The sequence below is a fragment of the Pseudomonas sp. Choline-02u-1 genome (genome assembly GCF_002836515.1).
In the GTDB taxonomy this organism is placed as follows: domain Bacteria; phylum Pseudomonadota; class Gammaproteobacteria; order Pseudomonadales; family Pseudomonadaceae; genus Aquipseudomonas.
On sequence record NZ_PJBC01000063.1, the window covers coordinates 55,926 to 76,130 of the forward strand.

A 20,205-nucleotide genomic window follows, 5' to 3' on the forward strand; every position below is an offset into this window, starting at 1 on the left:
ACCGTAAACAACGCAGCGATAGTCGCGCTCTGCGGGGCCTGGGGCAATGGTCAAAGCCATCAAGCCGGTTGACTGGTTTGGCCAAAACCTTCAACTCAAATCGCGCTGACTTACAAGTTGTTAACTATGTGCGCTGGCGATTGACGGGGTGTATCGGTAGTTTCGTCGACCTTTCAACCCGCCATTGTTTTTATTCACTCGAGATGTATTTCATGTCGCCTTCTCCAACAATCCTTGAGACAGAGGATTTCATCTTTGAACAATCGTTATTGGCGCAGTTCAAGGATCAGCCGACGTTACGCAAAACAGCCAGAGAGCTGCTTGAAAACTATCTGCAATATTGTCTGGCATCGTCATCTTTGTCGCTGGATGTACTTTTCTATGATGATCTGCGGTCGCCTCCGGGCTCCGACCCGGTCACGTTGCTTGAGGCATTCCTTCAAGCTTTCGCCGCAGGGCGATGCCTGTTGATAAACGCAGAAACTCTAATTGTTCCAGTCAACTCAGCCGATCGGGACAAGATCAACCTGGTCGATTTCCAATCCGCCATTGAGGATATTTGTCATACGTTGGTTGATACATTGCAAGCGCAACTGCTGAATTACTGGCAGCAACCGGCTGATAACCAAATGAGTCGTTGGCAATGGTTGTCGGAAGCATTGAAAGACGCCTGCGCGTCCAATATCAATGAAGCACTTCATCAGAAAGATGAAGCCTTTTATTTTTCATTGACGGGTTTGATCGTCACGCCGGAAAAACAACACAGAGCATTGTTCAATGAGCACTTACGGTCCTCGGCGTGTTTATTGAAATTCGACATGAAGGATGGCGAGGATGTCAGTTCGCTGATTTATCCGGCGCTGATGGTTACCGACACGTCTGGCACTGTGTTGATTCAACCCTCTGGTGCCTGGGAAAGATTCAGCACCGAGTCGGCGTGCCTGCAACACGTAGCTCAGCGCCTGCAACTGCGCTGGGAGGTTGCGTCTCTGAGCGTTCGGCGATACGAGCCGGATGCCAATATCTTTGACGAACTGGCGCGTGTTTTGATCGACCGGCAACTGCTGGACCTTCAAAGCATCCAGTTTCCGCTCGATGAAATGTTCGCCAGCGCCGAGCAACAGTTCAACAGGATCACCGACCCGCTTCGTCTGTTTGCGGGTACGAGGCATACGATCACCCACGCAGCAAGCGTGGAAAAGCATTTGCCGTCGTGGCTTGCACACGCGAATGCCGACGACCGTCGTACCTATCGACGCTTCATTTCGGCGATGGCGGCCACGCATTGGCAGTACGACGGCGCAACGTTTTTTACCCATTTGCAGTCCATCCGCGACTTCACTTATCAGGCACTCATCAAGCAGATGAGTCGCGACGGCCATGAACCGGTCAATCCCGATCACATCGAACTGCACATCAAAGTCTCTGAAGGTGTTCCTGGCGGCTGGGGAATTCAGGAAACGACGCGGCTGGGCGTTATCGATTTCGCTCTGGAGAATCTTGCCGGCCTGCCCTGGGGGCAGATGAGCGTCAAAGGCTTGCAGCAGCAAAGCGTGCCGGATTGGCTGACCCCTCAGTACGCCAAGGCGCTGATCCAGGCAGTGGACATCGGCCGCACCTACCCTGCGTATCTGAAGCAACATCTGCTCGATAACCCGAGCGAAGCGGCGTCGCGACAAAACCTGTTCAAGGTGCAGTTGCGTAACCAACTACCCCTGCAAGCCTTACAGGCAAAACTCAACGGCGAGCACGGTTTTGACGTTCATGGCGCAAACCTGATCATCGCACTGGCTGATGACCGGCAAACGGCAAACCATCTGAGAGTCAGCCCGTTGCACCTGCGCCTGGGTCCGGTGTTGAACATGTTTGTTATTGAGGGCACCGAACGCAATGCGCCGGTCGTGCTCTATCGCCCCTTCTACTCGCCTTCGTTGATTCAGTTTCCCTCGAAGAGCCATCTGCAACGCGCGATCGAATCCGACGCTGCGCTGCAAAAAAGTATTCATGACTGGTACAAAGCCTCGGTTCGTCACACTGGATTGCTGGGCGCCAACGAAATTCGCCTGCGCTGGGAAATGACCGTTTCGCCCGCCATGCATGGCGATATATTTCAGCCGCTGTATGAAGCCAACAGTCAGGCGCTGGTGGAACTGGCGGATCGGCAATCGGTGTCCAACGCTGAAAGCCGCTGGGCCAACTTCAAGACGCTGGGCTGGTTGATATTCGAATCGCTGCTGCCACTGGTCACCGGGCCTGCCGCCACTGCAGGATGGTTGCTGCAATTGGCGGTCAGCCTCAAGGATGACCTTCAAGCGCTATCGACAGCGGACGGCCAGGACAAATCATTTGCCGTTGCTAACCTGCTGCTCAATCTCGCAGCCGTCCTCATGCACGCCGGACGTATCGCCAACGGGGCTCGAAACACCGGAAATGCTCCACACCTTGACCCTGAGGTTTTCGAATTCGCCGTAGACAATTCCGGGCCCGCAGCGCCAGATATTCCGGTCGAAGAAAACCCGATGCTGCCCAGTGAGCAGCACCCGCAGGCAGACCGGGCGAGCACCGAAAACGCATGGGCCACGCCGCGGGCTTACACCGAGGGGCAGCAGGCACTGCTCGATAGCTTCGCACTGGCAAAGCCGACCGATCTGGGAGCACCAGTCGCACAAGGGCGTAACAAGGGCCTGTATCGCTACAACGACAGGTGGCACGCGCTGGTTGGCGAGCAATTCTTCCGCGTATCGATTGAAGAAGGTCCGGTACTGATCATTGATCCCGTCGACAATCTTCGACCGGGCCCATTCCTGACCACCGACGGTCAGGGGCGCTGGACGATCGATAACCGGCTGCATTTGAAGGGCGGTGCGCCTAACAAACGCGCACACGACGGATCCAATACCGAGGCGCCGGGCCCGTCGCGACGGGCGATTGCTGACAGCAGTGGATTCCCGGCCGTCATCGAAACCGAAATCGAGACCCTGCCCGAGCGTCTGTATCACTACGTCAACAAGGAAAAACTGGCGACGATCAAAGCGCTGAGCAGCTCCTTCATCAATAACTCGTCCAACGATGCTTACGGCAGGCCGCAGCGCAGTGTCGTCGGATTGTACGTGACCGACCTGGCCCCTGATTCGATGCCACGGCAGCAGCTGTCTGAAACCCTGTTTGGCAAGAACCGCCACAACGCGTCCTCTCGCGCCAACAAAATCCATGCAGTGCTGGAGCTTGATCCCACGCGGTATCCAAAGGGCAGTGTGAAACTCTACAAACTCGAGAGCCCGAAACTGTCGGATCATATCTATGTGTTGCGTGGTGCAAAGGATGAACTGAGCTTGCGCATCAAAACCACCGCATTTGGCACCGGCACAACGTCGCTGGTCAGCGTAAAGGAGCTTTGATTATTCCTCAGCCGGGCTGGATCCCGTTGGCTGGCTGAGGATCAGGCTACGGTAGTGGCCGGGGTTCGACCCCGACCACTTGCGAAACGCCTTGTAGAACGAGCTGACATCGGCGAAACCGAGGCGCGCGGCGATCTCGATGAAGCTGATCGAAGGCTCGGCGAGCCAGGTAATCGCCAGTTCCTTTCGCACACTGTCTTTCAGCCCCTGATAGGTCTGCCCTTCCTCAGCGAGACGGCGGCGCAGGGTCGAGGCGGACATGCACAATTGCCGGGCCAGCGCTTCGGTTTCCGGCCACTGCTCGGCAGGCAGGTGCCGCAGATCCTGCTTGATTCGGCTGGCCAGACTATCGGGGTCGCGATACTTGACCAGAATGTTCGCCGGCGCCTGGGCAAGGAAACGCTTCAACTCTTCGGCACTGCGCTTGATCGGCAGATCGAGGCAATCGGCGGCGAAAATCATTCGCGTGCGGGGACGTTCGAAACGCAGGTTCTGCGAAAACATCACCTGGTAGTCGTCGGTGAAATCCGGTTCGGCGCAGCGCAGTTCAATCGCGAGAATCGGAATCCGCCGCCCGGCCAGCCAGCACGCCACGCCGTGAACAATCATCCAGTAAGTGAAATAAGTGAAGGCGCGGCGCGGTTCGGTGTCGTCTTCGAGCAAGACAATTTCGGCGAGGCTCTGCTGATGCACCAGTTGCGCCGGCAGTTTTTCGAGCATCAGCGAAAGAAAGCTCAGACCGGTATCCAGCGCTGCCGCCAGCGTCGGTTGCGCCATCGCGCTGCGACACAGAAACGCCAGGCTGCCGGACTTGAGCTTGCGTGGGTCCATGCCGAAGAACTCATCATCGCCGCGCCGGGCCAGCAGGCGCCAGAGCTTGGCATATTGCGAAGCCGGCACCCTGCCCGCGTCGGCTGTCAATAACGCCGGATCGATGCCGACCTTGCTCAACGCCTCATCCGTGGTTGCGCCCGGAGCACAACTCTGCAGCAGCGCTTCGCGCACCAGTTGGATGGCAATGGTGTCTTTTTCCGCCATGGACCGGGATGAACCTTGTTGTTTTTCGGTGGAGGGCATCTTACCTCAGCTGCTAGAGCCACTGCAGGACCAAAGTGGCAGTGGGCTTGCTCACGAAAACGGTGGTTCAGCTTGCTTCTTTATTGCTGACCCGACGCCTTCGCGAGCAAGCCCGCTCCCACCGGGGATCGGTGTTGCCCAGAGAGACTGTGATCAAATCGAAGAACCTGTGGCAGTGGGCTTGCTCACGAAAACGGTGGTTCAGCTTGAACATTTATTGACTGACCTGACGCCTTCGCGAGCAAGCCCGCTCCCACCGGGGATTTGTTGCCCAGAAGGATTTGTGATCAGAGCGAAGAACCTGTGGCAGTGGGTTTGCTCACGAAAGCGGTGGTTCAGATTGAACATTTATTGACTGACCCGACGCCTTCGCGAGCAAGCCCGCTCCCACCGGGGATTTGTTGCCCAGAAGGATTTGTGATCAGAGCGCGGCACCTGTGGGAGTGGGCTTGCTCACGAAAGCGGTGGTTCAGCTTGAACATTTATTGACTGACATGACGCCTTCGCGAGCAAGCCCGCTCCCACCGGGGATTTGTTGCCCAGAAGGATTTGTGATCAGAGCGCGGCACCTGTGGGAGTGGGCTTGCTCACGAAAGCGGTGGTTCAGCTTGAACATTTATTGACTGACCTGACGCATTCGCGAGCCCGCTCCCACCGGGGATCGGTGTTGCCCAGAGAGACGCGCGGCACCTGTGGTAGCGGGCTTGCCAAAAAGAAGGCTTGTTCAGCTCACGTTCAGCTAAATGTCAATGAATGCCATTTGGGAATGAGTGTCATTATGTTACAACTTAGCCTCCTATCTAAATCGCCGTGGCCGTCCAATGCTCGTTCCCTTTTTGATCATGTTGCGTGAAGGCATCGAGGCCGCGCTTATCGTCGGCATCATCGCCAGTTATCTGCAGCAGACCGGCCGCGGCCAATGGATGCCAGCCGTATGGATCGGCGTCTTCCTCGCAGCCGCCCTCGCCCTGCTGGTCGGCGGTGGCCTGGAACTGGTCAGCGCCGAATTCCCGCAAAAGCAGCAGGAGCTCTTCGAAGGCGTCGTCGGTCTGGTCGCGGTGGGCATTCTCAGTTCGATGGTCTTCTGGATGCGCAAGGTCGCGCGGTCGATCAAGCATTCACTGCAAGCTTCGCTGGATCAGGCGCTGGCAGCGTCCAGGCATCAAGTAATTGCGTTGATCGCCATGGTCTTCTTCGCCGTCGCTCGCGAAGGCCTGGAAACCGTATTTTTCTTGCTCGCGGTGTTCCAGCAGAGCGAAGGCCCGGGCGCGCCCATTGGCGCCCTGCTCGGTCTCATCCTGGCGGTCATCGTCGGTTTCCTGATCTATAGCGGCAGCATGCGCCTCAATCTCTCGGCGTTCTTCAAGTGGACCGGCTTGTTCATCCTCGTGGTCGCCGCCGGCATTCTCGCCAACTCGGTGCAAGCGCTGCATGAAGCCGGGCTGTGGAATCACCTGCAGACCGTGCTGTTCGACTTCAGCGCCACGTTGCCGATGGATGGCCCGTTGGGCTCGGTGCTGGCCGGCATGTTCGGTTATCAGGATGCGCCGACCGTCAGCACCCTCGGCGCATATCTGATTTATCTGCTGCTGGCGCTGGTGATGTTCTTCATGCCCGCGCCACGCCAGGCAACGCCAACGACTTCCGTTTCCAGCTAATAAGGCCCCCCATGTCTACTACTCAAACCCCACCGGCCTTGCGTTGGGCGCTGGCCGGCTCGGTGCTGCTGATGATCGGCGCCGGCGGACTGTTCTGGTACGCCTCGAACATGGCCGCCGCCAAGCGTCAGCACAACCATGACGAAATCGTCGTCAATATCCATCCGCACAGTTGCGAGCCGAATGCCCTGACAGTGCCGGCCGGCCGTGCCAGTTTCCGCATCGTCAATCGCTCCGAGCGTGCGGTCGAGTGGGAAATTCTCGACGGCGTGCTGGTGGTCGAAGAACGGGAAAACATTGCGCCGGGCCTGAGCCAGGTGATCAACGCCAACCTGCAACCGGGCGACTACACAATCACCTGCGGTTTGCTGAGCAACCCGCGCGGGATCCTGCACGTCACACCGACGGCCGCTTCAGATGCAGCCGCCAAAGCCAAGCCGTCGATGGTGGCTTTCGTTGGGCCGCTGTCGGAATTTCGCGTGTATCTGGCCGTTCAGGGCAGCGCTTTGATCAAAGCGGTGACAGCGCTGAATCAGGCGATCGCCAGGGGCGACCTGAGTCAGGCGCAAGCGCTGTACCTGCCGGCGCGTGCCGCTTATCAGCGTCTGGCGCCGGCCGCGCAGCGCCTGGCCGAGCTGGACAATCAGATCAATGCCCGCGCCGACTATTTTGAAAAGCGTGAGCAGGATCCAGCGTTTGTCGGTTTCCACCGCCTCGAATACGCCCTTTTCCAGCAGCGCAATCTCGACGCTACCGCACCGATTGGTCAACGCCTGCTCGCTGACGTCACCACCCTCAAGCAGCAGTTGCTCGCACAGTCGCTGCCGCCAGAGCAACTGGTGAGCATCGTCGTGCGCAACCTCAACAGCCTCGCCGAGGTGCGCGCTGTCAGCGGCGAAGAAGAGCGCTACAGCCATAGCGATCTCAACGGTTTCGCCGCCAACGCGCAAACCGCGCACAAAATCGTCGACCTGTTGCGGCCGATGCTGAGCAAATCCGCCGCCGAGGTGCTGGCCACGGTCGACCAGTCGTTGAGCGACTTTGACAGCCAGCTCGACGCGCTCAAATCCGCCGACGGCTACGTCAGTTATGACGCCGTGACCGCCGTGCAACGCCAGCAGATCGCCGCCAAAGCCAAGGCTCTGGCCACGGCGCTGAATGGCATCGACCCCGCCCTCGGCCTCTCCGGCCTGTAAACAGAAGACGACCCGATGAACGATTCAGAACCCCTCAACCTGCAACGGCGCCGCGTGCTGATGGGCATGGGCGCCGCCGGTGTCGCCCTCGCCGGATCAGCCCTGAGCTGCCCGGCCATGGCCGCCGCGCCCGCGCAAGTCACCGAAGCGCCGAGCAGCGACAAGACCCAAGACCGCCACGATTTCCACGGATTGCACCAGACCGGCATCGTCACCCCCCGCCCGGCTTCCGGGATGCTGGTGGCGTTTGATGTGCTGGCCAGCGATCGCGAAGACCTCAAGCGGCTGTTCCGCACGCTGAATGAACGCATCGCATTTTTGATGAAGGGCGGCCCGGTCGCGCAAATCGATCCGAAACTGCCGCCGCCGGATTCCGGCATCCTCGGCCCGGTGGTCACCCCGGATAACCTGACCATCACTGTGTCTGTCGGCGAGTCGCTGTTTGACGAGCGCTTCGGTCTGGCAGCGGCAAAACCCAAACGCCTGCAACGCATGGTCGGCTTCCCCAACGATGCGCTCGATGCCGATTGCTGCCATGGCGACCTGAGCCTGCAGTTCTGCGCCAACACCGCCGACACCAACATTCACGCGCTGCGCGATATCGTCAAAAACCTCCCCGACCTGCTGCTGGTGCGCTGGAAACAGGAAGGCAGCGTACCGCCCCAAGCCCCGGCCAAACCCGGTGAACCTGCACAGTCGGCACGAAATTTTCTCGGTTTTCGCGATGGCTCGGCCAACCCGGATTCCAACGACGCCAAGGCCATGGACCGTATCGTCTGGGTGCAACCGGGAAGCGACGAGCCAGCGTGGGCTGCCCATGGCAGTTATCAAGCGGTGCGCATCATCCGCAACTTCGTCGAACGCTGGGATCGCACACCGTTGCAGGAACAGGAAAGCATTTTCGGCCGGGTCAAAAGCAGCGGCGCGCCCATCGGCGGCCACAGCGAAAGTGAAGTGCCCGACTACAGCCAAGACCCGGCCGGCAAGCTGACCAAGCTCGATGCGCATATTCGCCTGGCCAACCCGCGTACCGCCGCGAGCCAAGCCAACTTGATCCTGCGCCGGCCGTTCAACTATTCAAACGGCGTCAACAAGAATGGCCAGCTCGATATGGGCCTGCTGTTCATCTGCTACCAGGCAGACCTGGAAAAAGGCTTTATCACCGTGCAGACCCGCCTCAACGGCGAGCCGCTTGAGGAATACCTCAAACCGGTCGGCGGCGGCTACTTCTTCACCCTGCCCGGCGTGACCGGCGATGACGATTTCATCGGTTGCTCGTTGTTGGCGGCCACCTCTCACAACAAAACCGCATGACACCCCACCGACACTGGAGCCGCCCCATGAAAAAAACGCCACTCGCGTTATTGCTGACCCTTGGTTTGCTCAACACCCCGCTGTCGGCGTTCGCCGCGACCGCGCCGCTGGATCTGGTGGGGCCGGTGTCGGACTACAAGATCTACGTGACCGAAAAGCTCGATGAACTGGCCAGCCACACCCAGCAGTTCACCGACGCGGTGAAAAAAGGCGACTTGGCCACCGCGCAAAAACTCTACGCGCCGACGCGGGTGTATTACGAATCGATCGAGCCGATTGCCGAGCTGTTCAGCGATCTCGATGCGTCCATCGACTCGCGCGTCGACGATCACGAGAAAGGCGTGAAGGCTGAAGATTTCACCGGGTTCCACCGGCTCGAATATTCCTTGTTCGCCGAGAAATCCACCCAGGGTCTGGAGGCATTGGCCGACGGTTTGAACAAGGACGTGCAGGATCTGCAAACGCGTGTTGCCGGCCTGACATTCCCGCCGGAGAAAGTCGTCGGCGGCGCTGCTGCGCTATTGGAAGAAGTCGCGGCGACGAAGATTTCCGGCGAGGAAGACCGCTACAGCCACACTGATCTGTACGACTTCCAGGGCAATATCGACGGCGCGAAGAAGATCGTCGACCTGTTTCGCCCCCAGATCGAGCAGCAGGACAAGGCATTCGTAGCAAAAGTCGACAAGAACTTCGCCACGGTGGACAGGATTCTGGCCAAGTACAAAACAGCGGATGGCGGCTTTGAAACCTACGACAAAGTGAAGGGCAACGACCGCAAGGCGCTGGTCGGGCCGGTGAATACGCTGGCGGAGGATTTGTCGATGATGCGGGGGAAGTTGGGGCTGAATTGACAGAACTGATTCGTCAGTAGAAAAGATCGCAGCCTTCGGCAGCTCCTGCATTGGCCGGTGTAAATCCTGTAGGAGCTGCCGAAGGCTGCGATCTTTTGCTTTTAGCGATCAAAGAATTCGATAGAGCAACCGCTCAATCCTCACCCGGCTTACGCGCTTGAGAAACTTCGCCACCCCTGCCGGATAATCCGGCAGGGTCTCCAGGGTCTGGAAACTGTCGATCCGTGTGGTATGACGAAAGATGTTTTCCAGCTCTTTCGCCCGAGGCTCCAGCCACTCGCCTTTCGGGTCTTCGATCAGCAGCGCATTTTCCAGGTCGAGGCGGAACGCCCGCGGATTGAGGTTATTGCCGGTCAGCAAGGTGTAGCGCTGATCGATCCACATGCCCTTGAGGTGATAAGTGTTGTCGCCGTCGCGCCACAGGTGCAGGTTCAACTGGCCGCTGTCGATGCTGTGTTGATGGCGTTTGGCGAATCGGCGCAGGCTGATCTCGTACAGATACGGCAGCGCGGCGATCACCTTGAACGGCTCGCTCGGCGGAATGTAGAAATCATTGGCGGTCTTGTCGCCGACCACGATGTCGATCTTCACGCCACGGGCCAGCGCACGGTTTATTTCACGAATCACGCCAAGCGGCAGGTTGAAGTAAGGCGTGCAGATGGTCAGCTGCTTTTGCGCGCTGGCAATGAGTTCGAGAATCGCCCGATTCAGCGGGTTGTTCTTGCCAACCCCGAGCAGCGGCGTGACCGACAGCCCTTCTTTGCTGGTGCTGCCGGCGCCAGTTTCGTAGGTCGCGTATTTGAGACGGCTGCGCAGGTCACCGATGTCATTGCGCAAACTGCGCGTGCTCGGCAGGTTCGGCAGGTCGAGGCGATGCACGGCTTTCGATTCGATCAGGCCATGCTTGACCAAATGATGCATCGAATCCGCCAGCTCGCGACTGCGCAGCACGTGGTAACGATCGAAGCGGTATTTGTCGAGCTTGTGCAGGTAGACGTTGTTCAGGCTGGCGCCGCTGTAGACCACCTTGTCATCGATGACGAAGCCTTTGAGGTGCAGCACGCCAAACAGCTCGCGGGTCTGCACCGGCACACCGTAGATCGGCACTTCGCTCTGATGCGAGCGGGTCATGTCCTGATACCAGGCGGCATTGCCCGGTTGTTTGCCGGCGCCGATCAGACCGCGCTGGGCACGCAACCAGTCGACCACCACGGCGATTTCCAGCTCGGGACGCTTGAGCTTGGCGGCGTGCAGGGCGTCGAGGATTTCCTGGCCGGCTTCGTCTTGCTGCAGATACAGCGCGACGATGTAGATGCGTTGCGTCGCTGCGGCGATTTGCTCGAGCAGGCAGCGTCGGAATTCGGCAGCGCTGGACAGAATGCTCACCGCCTCGGCGGTCAGCGCGAAGCTGCGCAGTTTAGGCAGCAGAGAACGTTTGAAAAGCAACGGCATAAGGCTCGCAAGGTTCGATTCCGAAGAGTTTGAGAGCTTACACCATCGTCTGCGCCGGGTCTCGTCGATGACCATAACGGCCCTTTCGCGGCTGTGCCTTCATCAAGCCAGCGGCGAAACCGGGGACGCACAGAATCCGGTGCGGTGGGTGGCCAAAGAACACAAACACAAGCTGCTCGACTACCTGAGCGGGCTGTGTATCGAATATGGTGCCGAGGATCCGCAGCGGCTGGCCAGACAGTTGCTGATTCTGATTGAAGGCGCCATAACCGTAGGGCTTGTGATGGGTGATCACAGTGCCGCCGATGATGCGCAATGCATGGCGCGAAAATCATTTGGCCTGTAACGCTTAATAAGCCGGACTCGTTGTTCATACATTTAATGAATCAGGAGATTGAACATGTCGACCGCAGCTCAGGTACGTCCGCCATTGCCCCCTTTCAACCATGCGTCAGCCATCGAGAAAGTACGCCTCGCCGAAGATGGCTGGAACACCCGTGATCCGGAAAAGGTCTCGCTGGCCTACACCCTCGATACCCGATGGCGCAATCGCGCCGAGTTCGCCAACAACCGCGAAGAAGCCAAGGCGTTCCTCACGCGTAAATGGGCGAAGGAACTCGATTATCGTTTGATCAAAGAACTGTGGGCCTACTCCGATACGCGTATTGCGGTGCGTTATGCCTATGAATGGCACGACGATTCGGGCAACTGGTTCCGCTCCTACGGCAACGAGAATTGGGAGTTCGATGACAATGGCCTGATGTTCCAGCGCTATGCCTGCATCAACGACATGCCGATCAAGGAAAGCGAACGCAAGTTTCACTGGCCGCTGGGCCGCCGTCCGGATGATCATCCGGGGCTGAGCGAACTCGGCCTCTAAAGGCTACTCACCCCTGTGTAGGAGCTGCCGAAGGCTGCGATCTTTGCGCTTCCCACGCGCAGCAGCCGGAACGCTCTGCGTCCTAGAAGATCGCAGCCTTCGGCAGCTCCTGCACAGGAACGTGTCCAGACCATAATTGACGACGGCATGCTCTGGCTCGCCGCAACAGTTGGATACAGGTAACATAACCGCCCTCCCGCAGCTCCCGTTCTGCGCCCTGCCGAATAAGCCGACTCCATGCCTTTCGAACTCAGCGTTGACCTCACCACCCTGGCCATTCTGGCCGCCGTTGCCTTCCTTGCCGGTTTCATTGATGCCATTGCTGGCGGTGGTGGGCTGTTGACCACGCCGGCGCTGCTGACAGCGGGCCTGCCGCCGCATCTGGTACTGGGCACCAACAAACTGAGTTCGACCTTCGGCTCGGCGACCGCCAGTTTCACCTTCTACAAGCGCAAATTGTTTCACCCGCGCCAGTGGACCCACGCGATTGTCGGCACTTTGGTCGGCGCGCTGACCGGTGCGGTCGTTGCGCACTACCTGCCTGCCGAGTGGCTGAACAAGATGCTGCCGGTGATCGTCTTCGCTTGTGGTGTGTATCTGCTGTTTGGCGGCACGCCCAAAGCGCCGCTGGACAGCGACGCACCGATCAAGAAGAAATGGCAGTCGACCCAGGGTTTCAGCCTCGGCTTCTACGATGGCGTGGCGGGTCCAGGGACGGGCGCGTTTTGGACAGTAAGCAGTCTGCTGCTGTACCCGATCGATCTGGTCAAGGCCAGCGGCGTGGCGCGCAGCATGAACTTTGTCAGCAACATCGCGGCGCTGTCGGTGTTCATTTTCTCCGGTCAGGTCGACTGGATCATCGGCCTGTGCATGGGCCTGTCGGTGATGGTCGGGGCCTTCTTCGGCGCACGCACGGCAATCAGCGGCGGCGCCAAATTCATTCGTCCGGTGTTCATCACCGTAGTGCTTGGCCTGACCGTGCGCCTAGCCTGGCAGCACTGGTTCAGCGTGGCCTAAGCGCCGGGCCACGTAGACATCGATCAGGTAACGGGCAATCGAACGCGACGCTGGCAACGGCGGCAAGTCATGTACGTTGAACCACTGGGCGTCCTCGATTTCATCTTCCTGACAGACAATTTTGCCACCGGCGTATTCGGCATGGAAGCCGAGCATCATCGAATGCGGGAACGGCCAGCACTGGCTGCCGATGTACTGGATGTTCTTCACTTCGATCTGCACCTCCTCGCGTACTTCACGAATCAGGCACTCCTCGGCCGACTCCCCCGGCTCGGCGAAACCGGCCAGCGTGCTGTAAACCCCGGTAACGAAACGCGGCGAACGCGCCAGAAGGATCTCGTCGCCACGCGTGATCAGCACGATCATGCTCGGTGAGATGCGCGGATAGTTGCGTAAATCGCACGGCTGGCAATACATCGCCCGCTCACGCGGCACTTGCGTCATGGGCTGGCCGCAGTTGCCGCAGAAGCGATGTTCGCGTGCCCAAGTACCAATCTGTGCGGCATAACCGAGCACTTTGTACACCGTGTGATCGCCCTCGAGCATGAACGCTCGCAGGCCTTTCCAACCGCAACCGGGCACCTCGCTGACACTGCGCAACTCCAGCAGGTACACCGGTTCGCCGTCGAGATGACCTATGCCATGCTCGGCGAGGACTGAGAGGTCCTGGCGCTTGAGCCATTCGCGCGGGAACAGCGCGCCGTTGTCATCGAACAGAAAGCCTTCCGGGCTGCGCGCTACGGCCCAGCCGCCGGGTTGATCGGTGTCGAGTACTGCAGTGGTCCAGCGAGAGGTCATGGTTTGGTCAATCCAGAAATTCGGGTTTCTGTTTGCTCATGTGGGCGGCCATGGCCACGCGCAAATCGGTGGATTGCAGCATGGCGGCGTTCCAGGTGGCAACGTATTCGAGACCATCGTCGATGCGGTGGTCACGCATGTAGCTGATCATTTCCTTGGTGCCGGTCACGGCAATCGGCGACTTCGCCGCGATGGCACGGGCGATGTCGAACACGCCTTCGAGCAGCGTGTCCTTGTCGCTGTAGACGCGATTGACCAGCCCCATGCTGCGCGCTTCATCGGCGCCAAAGGCGCGACCGGTGTAAGCCAGTTCACGCAGCATGCCGTCTCCGATGATCCGCGGCAACCGCTGCAACGTGCCGACGTCAGCGGCCATGCCGATATCGATTTCCTTGATCGAGAACTGCGCGTCCTCGGCGGCGTAGCGCATATCACACGCTGCGATCAGATCGATCGCTCCGCCCAGGCAATAACCCTGAATGGCAGCGAGCACCGGTTTGCGGCAATTATCCACGGCATTGAAGGACGCTTGCAGATTGAGGATCTTGCGCCGCAGCAGACGTGCATTGCGGCCTACGTCCTTGCCCAGTTCATTGGCAACGCCGGCGAGCATCATCAGATCGATACCGGAAGAGAAATGTTTGCCGTTACCGCTGAGCACCACTACGCGGACTTCATCGGTATCGTCGATCCATTGGAAAATCTCGACGATCTCGCTCCAGAACGCCGTGTTCATCGCGTTGATCTTTTCCGGGCGATTGATCTGCACATGCGCGATGTTGTCAGCCAGTTCGACGCTGAAGGCGGAGTATTGAGTCATGGCAGAAATCCTTTACCGGGGCTGAAAAATAAGGCCCGAACTATAACAAGGCAAGGGGGCGGCGGTTCGGCCAAATACGGGACTGACCGTCATGATTCCGTAGGAGCTGCCGCAGGCTCCGATCTTTCGGAACGTTGCGCTTCACAAGACCACAAGATCGCAGCCTTCGGCAGCTCCTGCACAGGTATGCCTCAGATCGAGGGTTTCAGCCCCAGCCTGTACAACGAGCCATTCTCTTCATCCGTCAGCACATACAGATATCCATCCGGGCCCTGCCGGACATCGCGGATACGCTGATTCAGCTCACCCAGCAAACGCTCCTCATGCACGACCTTGTCGCCATCGAACTGCAGGCGAATCAGCTCTTGCGTCACCAGCGCACCGATGAATGCATTGTGCTGCCAGGGTTTGAAGCGATCGGCGTCGTAGAACGCCATGCCGGTAACGCCGGGCGATTTTTCCCAGACATGATGCGGGGTCACGGTGCCTTCAGCAGTTTTACCCTGCGCTTCCGGAATCGGCTGCATCGAGTAATTGATGCCATGGGTCGCTAACGGCCAGCCATAGTTCTTGCCGCGCTCGATGATGTTCACTTCATCGCCGCCACGCGGCCCGTGCTCGTTCTCCCACAACGTGCCGGTCCACGGATTGAGCGCCGCGCCCTGCGGGTTACGCAGGCCGTAGGCCCAGATTTCCGGCCGAACGCCGGATTGGCCAACGAAAGGGTTATCGTCCGGCACCTTGCCATCGGGGAAGAGGCGTACGACCTTGCCTTGCAACTTGTCGAGATCCTGCGCAGTCGGCCGGTCGTTGTTCTCTCCCAGGGTGACAAACAGATACCCGTCGCGATCGAACACCAGACGAGAACCGAAATGGTTGCTTACCGACAGTTTCGGTTCCTGACGGAAGATCACGTTGAAGTCCTTCAGCGTCTTCAGGTCTTCGGAAAGTCGCCCGCGCCCGACCGCTGTGCCTGCCTTGCCGCCTTCTCCTCCGCCCTCGGCATAGGACAGATAAACCATGCGGTCCTGCTTGAAGTCCGGCGACAGCACCACGTCTAGCAAGCCGCCCTGCCCCTTTGCCCAGACTTGTGGCACGCCACTGATCGGCTCCGACAATTTGCCGTCCTTGCTCACCACGCGCAGATGGCCCGGGCGCTCGGTCACCAAGATGCCCGCCTGATCAGGCAGAAACGCCAGCGCCCACGGATGTTCCAGGCCTTGGGCAATGGTGGTGACTTCAAGAATGCCCTGCTCGCTTTTCAGCTCTTTGGGCGCGGCGGCGAACGCCGAAGCATTGATCAGCGCGGCGGCGCAGCAGGTGGCTAGAAGGGTTTTACGCAACATGCACGATTCCTTTTGTTCGTGTGAAGGGCCGACAGAACCGCAGTCCTGCCGTTCAACGGTTGCTGCCGGTGCTCCGGGAGGGCGGGTTGGGAATGAAGGTCGGCGGATGGCTCGGTACCGAGCGAATGGGCTGGCCATTGCCGATGCCGCGATTGTCGACGGTTGGCTGACGAGGCACGGGAACGGTATTGGGCCCGCGCAGGGGCGGATTGCTGGGCTGGGTGCCCTGCATGCTGTTGGGATTGGCCCGGCGGATCGGGCTGTTGTAGGGATTGTTGCTGTTGCCGGTGGGGCTTTGCGCCAGCACGATGTCGGCATGAACGAGACCGCCACTGAGGGCCAGGACGGCGATGCCAATCAGAAACCGGTTCATGAGCGATGCCTCTCAACGTACGTGGACTAGAGCCTTGGAGCCCACGCTACGCCGTGGGTTCGGATTTGTTAACCCTCGTGTCTCAAACAACATGTAACACGGCTTGACCGTACCGCTGAAAGCCCCGCAATGACTGGAAACTTTCTCGCCGCGCCACGGGTCACCTGATCATCACTCGGAGGACAGGTCATGGCTCGGGCAATCTGGAAAGGCGCAATCAGTTTTGGACTGGTACACATCCCCGTGGCGCTGGTTTCAGCGACGTCGTCGCAAGGCGTGGACTTCGATTGGCTCGACAGCCGCAGCATGGATCCGGTGGGCTATAAACGCATCAACAAGGTCACCGGCAAGGAAGTCACCAAAGAAAACATCGTCAAAGGTGTAGCCTACGAAAAAGGCCGGTACGTGGTGCTCAGCGAGGAGGAGATCCGCTCGGCGCACCCCGTTTCGACGCAAACCATCGACATTTTCTCTTTCGTCGACGCTGAGCAGATTCCGCTGCAGAACATCGACACGCCGTACTATCTGGCGCCGGACAAACGCGGCGGCAAGGTCTACGCATTGCTGCGCGAAACCTTGAGCAAAACCAACAAGGTCGCCCTCGCCCGCGTCGTCCTGCACACCCGGCAATATCTGGCGGCGCTGATGCCGCTCGAGTCGGCGCTGGTGCTGGTGAAACTGCGCTGGCCACAGGAGGTGCGCAGCCTTGATGAGCTGGCGCTGGGCAGCGAAGTGACCAAGCCGCAACTGGCCAAAGGCGAACTGGACATGGCCAAACGTCTGGTTGAAGACATGACGTCGGAGTGGACGCCTGAAGACTACAAGGACGAGTTCGAAGACAAGATCATGGCGCTGGTCGAGAAGAAGGCTCACGAAGGCAAGATCGAGGACGTCGAGACCGCCACCGGCGAGGAAGAACGCAAGACTGCCGATGTTATCGACTTGACGGAGCTGCTCAAGCGCAGCCTCGGCGGCAAGGCACCGGCCAAGCCCAAAGCCAAATCGACCAGTAAGGCGGCGCCGGCGAAGAAGCCCCGCAAGGCGTCTGGGGAATAAGGGTGGAGTCAGGCCGAGACGTGTTGAATGTGAACGAGCATTCGCGAGCAAGCCCGCTCCCACAGGGTTCGGAGTCGAATGCAATATTTGGATTCACCCCAATCAAATGTGGGAGCGGGCTTGCTCGCGAAGAGGCCAGCAATGACACGGTAAAGCTCAGGTCAGAATAAAGATTGCCAGGTGGAGCCAGAACCAAACGTGTTGGATGTGAACCAGCATTCGCGAGCAAGCCCGCTCCCACAGGGTTCGGAGTCGAATGCAATATTTGCATTCACCCAAATCAAGCGTGGGAGCGGGCTTGCTCGCGAAGAGGCCAGCAATGACACGGTAAACCTTCAGATCAGAATAAAGATTGCCAACAACGCGGCAAAAATCGCCCATTTCTCCAGGTAATACCGCGTACGGTTGCGCTTCTTCAGCTCTTTGCCACGCAAACGAACTTTGTAGATTCTGGTAAACAAGCGGTTGATGGCACCGGTCTTGTCTCCTGCATCATTTGGTGCGCCCGCCGCTGACATCACCGTGCGGCTGAACCAGCGGTTGAAGGCGGCGGCCCAGCGATATTTCAGCGGTCGCTCGATATCGCAGAACAGAATGATGCGGTTCTGGTCGGTAGTGTTTTCTGCGTAATGAATAAACGTCTCGTCGAACATTACCGCTTCACCATCGCGCCAGTGATAGTTCTCACCGTCGACATTGATGTAGCAGCCAGGATCGTTTGGCGTATCCAGACCCAGGTGATAGCGATAGGAACCGGCATAGGGATCACGGTGGCGCACCAGTTTCGAGCCCGGTGGCAGTTCGGCAAACATCGCTGCTTTGATCGAGCCGATGCTTTGCACCAGTTCGGTGGTGCGCGGGCACAGTTTCATCGCCGATGGGTGACTGTCGCCGTACCATTTGAGGTAGAAGCGCTTCCAGCCAGTCTTGAAGAAAGAGTTGAAACCGACATCGTCATATTGGTTCGAGCGCTTGATCTCGCCGGCACGCAGCAGGTTCTGGCCTTCCTCGCGGATCTCTTGCCAGTGCGCCTGCAACGGGCTCAGGTCGGGAAAATCAGCCGGATTCAGATACGGCTTGTTGGGCATCTTCGAAAACAGATAGAGGAAGCAGTTGATCGGCGCGAGAAACGTCGAGTGGTCACTCAATTGCCGCCCCAGCTTGTGGCGCACGCGTCCACGTAAATGGACGTAGGCAATAGAGATGACATAAACAGCGGCGATGATGAGTTTCACGGAAAAGGGTCACACGTCAAAAGTGAACAAACTGCGCGCGTGGCGGCCTGGGGCCCAGCGTCTTCTGCAGCGGTCTTGGTGCACAGGGCGCGTCCTTGGCCCGCGCCGTTTCGGGCGCTCGGTGAATGGCTGGCATTTTAGCCACACTTTGTAACCGGTAGTGAACTCTCAACTGTGAAAAACTGTCTCGCGCATCTATCGTGCAATACCGGCGCCGGGGTAAAAGCAGGCGCAACGCCCGTTGCTCATTTCGATGGAACCACCCTTCGCAGACGCTCCTCTATCGCTTATCAACAACGGGAGGAACCCCCATGATCGCCCCACAAACCGGTATGAAACCAGGTCAGCGCTATCGCATTGAAAGCGTCGAACGCGCGCCGCAATTCTCTGGCTTTTTCCTCGACGGGAAGTATTACCTGGGCCCTGAATTGCAGACCGCCGTCGGCTGGCTTGAAGGGCAGACTTTTTTTTACGATCAACTTGATCCGACCGGTGAACCGGTTTATCCGGACAGGATTGCCGGGACTATCGAGGGGCTGACGCTGGTGATGCCGGACGGTTTGCGGCTGGAGATTGAAGAAGCGCCCTATCAGGCTGAACCCGCGGCACCCGTGCGCGCGTCTCTCGCCGGACGCCTCGAGCGTCTCTCGCGCCAGCCCATACGCCCTTCGCCGCTGCTGGTCGCCGGAGCTGCGATGCTAGTGGGGGTTTGTCTGCTGACGATTTCGCGCATCAGAAATCGATAAGGGCCACCGCGCGAGCAGTGGCCCAACCGTCGGTCACTGCTCGCGGGTTACCGTCAGCGCGACCACAGCGATGCGTTCGGCGCGTTCATATTCAGGCTTGAGCAATTCTTCATTGAACACGTCCGGGTCGAGTTCGCGATACGTCCATCCGAAACGCTCGCCCTTAAGCAGCGGCGCCACCGCGTCGCGGAACGGATCCTGGCCGGCCACAATCGCCACGCCGGTATACACCAGCAAAGTGCCGCCGATTTCCAGACGCGGCAAAGCTTCACGCACGATACGCACCGACAAGCCCTCGCCCAGCGCCCCGCCGCCGTGGCGATAAGCGCGTAGTTGCTCGTCGTTCATGTACGGCGGATTGGCGATGATCAGATCGAACTGGCCTTCGACGCTGGCCAGCAGATCGCTGTGATACACCGACACATTGCTGGCCCCGGCCAACTCTGCGTTGACCGCGCTCAAGCGCAAAGCCTGAGGATTGATGTCCACCGCCAACACCTCGGCGTCCGGGCGCGATCTGGCGATGAGCACCGCCCCGGCGCCACTGCCGCAACCGATATCCACCGCGCGCCGGATCGGCGAAAAACGTTGCTGCAATTGCGCTTCGATGGCCTGGGCGAAACGGTAAGTATCCGGCCCGAAAAACACCGCATCGCTTGCCGTGGTCGGGAACGCCGAGTGGGCGAACAGGCGTTCATTAAGCGTCGACCAACGAACATGACTGCGCCACACCGCTCCATCGCGTTCGACTACGCCGGCCTGCTCCAGACTGGCCAACTCGCCTGCCCTGAACAACTCTGAGGGAAACGGCATCGACCAGCCGAATACGTCGCGCAGATCCTTCGCCAACGGCGTGGCAAAGCGCTGAAGCACGCGCTCATGGGTCAATGGTGTTGGAGTAATGAAGTGATAACCAGTGGCGAGCAGGCGCTTGCCCAGCTCGAACAGCGCTCTGTCCGATGATTCTTGTGCCGACATGAAGCCTCCT

The 20,205-nt window shown here is 59.1% G+C and carries 17 protein-coding genes and 1 pseudogene; 10 read left to right on the forward strand and 8 right to left on the reverse strand.

All coding sequences use genetic code 11. The features are described 5' to 3' along the window. The first annotated feature begins 77 nt into the window (after positions 1 to 77). A complete protein-coding gene (locus tag CXF97_RS20120) occupies positions 78 to 3,398 on the forward strand; it encodes a dermonecrotic toxin domain-containing protein (RefSeq protein WP_157830916.1) in 3,321 nt (1,106 codons plus the stop codon). Here CXF97_RS20120 and CXF97_RS20125 read toward each other — a convergent pair whose 3' ends face one another. Beyond that, positions 3,399 to 4,436: an AraC family transcriptional regulator gene (locus CXF97_RS20125; protein WP_101160267.1), complete on the reverse strand. Its 1,038-nt coding sequence runs from the start codon at positions 4,434 to 4,436 to the stop codon at positions 3,399 to 3,401. 860 nt (positions 4,437 to 5,296) lie between these two features. Between CXF97_RS20125 and efeU the strand changes: the two genes are divergently transcribed. From efeU to efeO (CXF97_RS20145), 4 genes are read left to right on the forward strand one after another with little or no spacing between them, the layout of a single operon-like run. Beyond that, positions 5,297 to 6,133: an iron uptake transporter permease EfeU gene (efeU, locus tag CXF97_RS20130; protein ID WP_101160270.1), complete on the forward strand. Its 837-nt coding sequence runs from the start codon at positions 5,297 to 5,299 to the stop codon at positions 6,131 to 6,133. Positions 6,134 to 6,144: 11 nt separating this feature from the next. Beyond that, entirely contained in the window at positions 6,145 to 7,329 is a 1,185-nt protein-coding gene (efeO, locus tag CXF97_RS20135) for an iron uptake system protein EfeO (protein ID WP_101160272.1), read from the forward strand. Between the two features lie 15 nt (positions 7,330 to 7,344). After that, positions 7,345 to 8,643 (forward strand): iron uptake transporter deferrochelatase/peroxidase subunit, encoded by a 1,299-nt coding sequence (gene efeB / locus CXF97_RS20140; RefSeq protein WP_101160290.1) that lies wholly within the window; start codon positions 7,345 to 7,347, stop codon positions 8,641 to 8,643. A gap of 26 nt (positions 8,644 to 8,669) precedes the next feature. Continuing rightward, positions 8,670 to 9,494, forward strand: coding sequence for an iron uptake system protein EfeO (efeO, locus tag CXF97_RS20145; RefSeq protein WP_101160293.1), 825 nt, complete (start codon positions 8,670 to 8,672; stop codon positions 9,492 to 9,494). Between the two features lie 108 nt (positions 9,495 to 9,602). Here efeO (CXF97_RS20145) and pssA read toward each other — a convergent pair whose 3' ends face one another. Further along, complete coding sequence (gene pssA / locus CXF97_RS20150) at positions 9,603 to 10,946, reverse strand: CDP-diacylglycerol--serine O-phosphatidyltransferase (protein WP_101160295.1); 1,344 nt, start codon at positions 10,944 to 10,946, stop codon at positions 9,603 to 9,605. Between the two features lie 83 nt (positions 10,947 to 11,029). Here pssA and CXF97_RS20155 point away from each other — a divergent pair. The 3 genes and pseudogenes from CXF97_RS20155 to CXF97_RS20165 form a co-directional block, all read left to right on the forward strand. Continuing rightward, positions 11,030 to 11,292 (forward strand): annotated as a pseudogene (locus CXF97_RS20155) (TetR family transcriptional regulator); the annotation flags it as partial. A 54-nt stretch (positions 11,293 to 11,346) separates the two neighbouring features. Continuing rightward, positions 11,347 to 11,826: a nuclear transport factor 2 family protein gene (locus tag CXF97_RS20160; RefSeq protein WP_101160298.1), complete on the forward strand. Its 480-nt coding sequence runs from the start codon at positions 11,347 to 11,349 to the stop codon at positions 11,824 to 11,826. Between the two features lie 237 nt (positions 11,827 to 12,063). After that, positions 12,064 to 12,843, forward strand: a complete 780-nt coding sequence (locus tag CXF97_RS20165; protein WP_101160301.1) for a TSUP family transporter — start codon at positions 12,064 to 12,066, stop codon at positions 12,841 to 12,843. On the opposite strand, the gene nudC is transcribed toward CXF97_RS20165, so the two are convergent. From nudC to CXF97_RS20185, 4 genes are all read right to left on the reverse strand, one after another. Continuing rightward, the gene (gene nudC / locus CXF97_RS20170) at positions 12,811 to 13,641 is read right to left on the reverse strand and encodes an NAD(+) diphosphatase (protein ID WP_101160303.1); all 831 of its coding nucleotides are present in this window, start codon (positions 13,639 to 13,641) and stop codon (positions 12,811 to 12,813) included. The genes CXF97_RS20165 and nudC overlap by 33 nt on opposite strands. 7 nt (positions 13,642 to 13,648) lie before the next feature. After that, positions 13,649 to 14,461: a crotonase/enoyl-CoA hydratase family protein gene (locus CXF97_RS20175; protein WP_101160306.1), complete on the reverse strand. Its 813-nt coding sequence runs from the start codon at positions 14,459 to 14,461 to the stop codon at positions 13,649 to 13,651. 191 nt (positions 14,462 to 14,652) lie between these two features. Then, a complete protein-coding gene (locus CXF97_RS20180) occupies positions 14,653 to 15,807 on the reverse strand; it encodes a PQQ-dependent sugar dehydrogenase (RefSeq protein ID WP_101160308.1) in 1,155 nt (384 codons plus the stop codon). A gap of 52 nt (positions 15,808 to 15,859) precedes the next feature. Beyond that, positions 15,860 to 16,180 (reverse strand): hypothetical protein, encoded by a 321-nt coding sequence (locus tag CXF97_RS20185; protein WP_101160311.1) that lies wholly within the window; start codon positions 16,178 to 16,180, stop codon positions 15,860 to 15,862. Positions 16,181 to 16,369: 189 nt separating this feature from the next. Here CXF97_RS20185 and CXF97_RS20190 point away from each other — a divergent pair, with 189 nt between their 5' ends. After that, positions 16,370 to 17,236 (forward strand): Ku protein, encoded by an 867-nt coding sequence (locus CXF97_RS20190; RefSeq protein ID WP_101160313.1) that lies wholly within the window; start codon positions 16,370 to 16,372, stop codon positions 17,234 to 17,236. Between the two features lie 335 nt (positions 17,237 to 17,571). Here the strand turns inward: CXF97_RS20190 and lpxO are convergent, their stop codons facing one another. Then, positions 17,572 to 18,471: a lipid A hydroxylase LpxO gene (gene lpxO / locus CXF97_RS20195; protein ID WP_101160316.1), complete on the reverse strand. Its 900-nt coding sequence runs from the start codon at positions 18,469 to 18,471 to the stop codon at positions 17,572 to 17,574. A gap of 311 nt (positions 18,472 to 18,782) precedes the next feature. Between lpxO and CXF97_RS20200 the strand changes: the two genes are divergently transcribed. Then, complete coding sequence (locus CXF97_RS20200; protein ID WP_101160319.1) at positions 18,783 to 19,217, forward strand: short chain dehydrogenase; 435 nt, start codon at positions 18,783 to 18,785, stop codon at positions 19,215 to 19,217. A gap of 33 nt (positions 19,218 to 19,250) precedes the next feature. On the opposite strand, the gene CXF97_RS20205 is transcribed toward CXF97_RS20200, so the two are convergent. Further along, positions 19,251 to 20,195, reverse strand: coding sequence for a class I SAM-dependent methyltransferase (locus CXF97_RS20205; RefSeq protein ID WP_101160321.1), 945 nt, complete (start codon positions 20,193 to 20,195; stop codon positions 19,251 to 19,253). Between the last annotated feature and the right edge of the window lie 10 nt (positions 20,196 to 20,205).

What these genes read in the sequence shown, in the direction of transcription:
- CXF97_RS20125 (WP_101160267.1), bottom strand. Translation starts at nt 4,436, where the DNA reads ATGGCGGAAAAAGACACCATTGCCATCCAACTGGTGCGCGAAGCGCTG.
- efeU (WP_101160270.1), top strand. Translation starts at nt 5,297, where the DNA reads ATGCTCGTTCCCTTTTTGATCATGTTGCGTGAAGGCATCGAGGCCGCG.
- efeO (WP_101160272.1), top strand. Translation starts at nt 6,145, where the DNA reads ATGTCTACTACTCAAACCCCACCGGCCTTGCGTTGGGCGCTGGCCGGC.
- efeB (WP_101160290.1), top strand. Translation starts at nt 7,345, where the DNA reads ATGAACGATTCAGAACCCCTCAACCTGCAACGGCGCCGCGTGCTGATG.
- efeO (WP_101160293.1), top strand. Translation starts at nt 8,670, where the DNA reads ATGAAAAAAACGCCACTCGCGTTATTGCTGACCCTTGGTTTGCTCAAC.
- pssA (WP_101160295.1), bottom strand. Translation starts at nt 10,946, where the DNA reads ATGCCGTTGCTTTTCAAACGTTCTCTGCTGCCTAAACTGCGCAGCTTC.
- CXF97_RS20160 (WP_101160298.1), top strand. Translation starts at nt 11,347, where the DNA reads ATGTCGACCGCAGCTCAGGTACGTCCGCCATTGCCCCCTTTCAACCAT.
- CXF97_RS20165 (WP_101160301.1), top strand. Translation starts at nt 12,064, where the DNA reads ATGCCTTTCGAACTCAGCGTTGACCTCACCACCCTGGCCATTCTGGCC.
- nudC (WP_101160303.1), bottom strand. Translation starts at nt 13,641, where the DNA reads ATGACCTCTCGCTGGACCACTGCAGTACTCGACACCGATCAACCCGGC.
- CXF97_RS20175 (WP_101160306.1), bottom strand. Translation starts at nt 14,461, where the DNA reads ATGACTCAATACTCCGCCTTCAGCGTCGAACTGGCTGACAACATCGCG.
- CXF97_RS20180 (WP_101160308.1), bottom strand. Translation starts at nt 15,807, where the DNA reads ATGTTGCGTAAAACCCTTCTAGCCACCTGCTGCGCCGCCGCGCTGATC.
- CXF97_RS20185 (WP_101160311.1), bottom strand. Translation starts at nt 16,180, where the DNA reads ATGAACCGGTTTCTGATTGGCATCGCCGTCCTGGCCCTCAGTGGCGGT.
- CXF97_RS20190 (WP_101160313.1), top strand. Translation starts at nt 16,370, where the DNA reads ATGGCTCGGGCAATCTGGAAAGGCGCAATCAGTTTTGGACTGGTACAC.
- CXF97_RS20200 (WP_101160319.1), top strand. Translation starts at nt 18,783, where the DNA reads ATGATCGCCCCACAAACCGGTATGAAACCAGGTCAGCGCTATCGCATT.
- CXF97_RS20205 (WP_101160321.1), bottom strand. Translation starts at nt 20,195, where the DNA reads ATGTCGGCACAAGAATCATCGGACAGAGCGCTGTTCGAGCTGGGCAAG.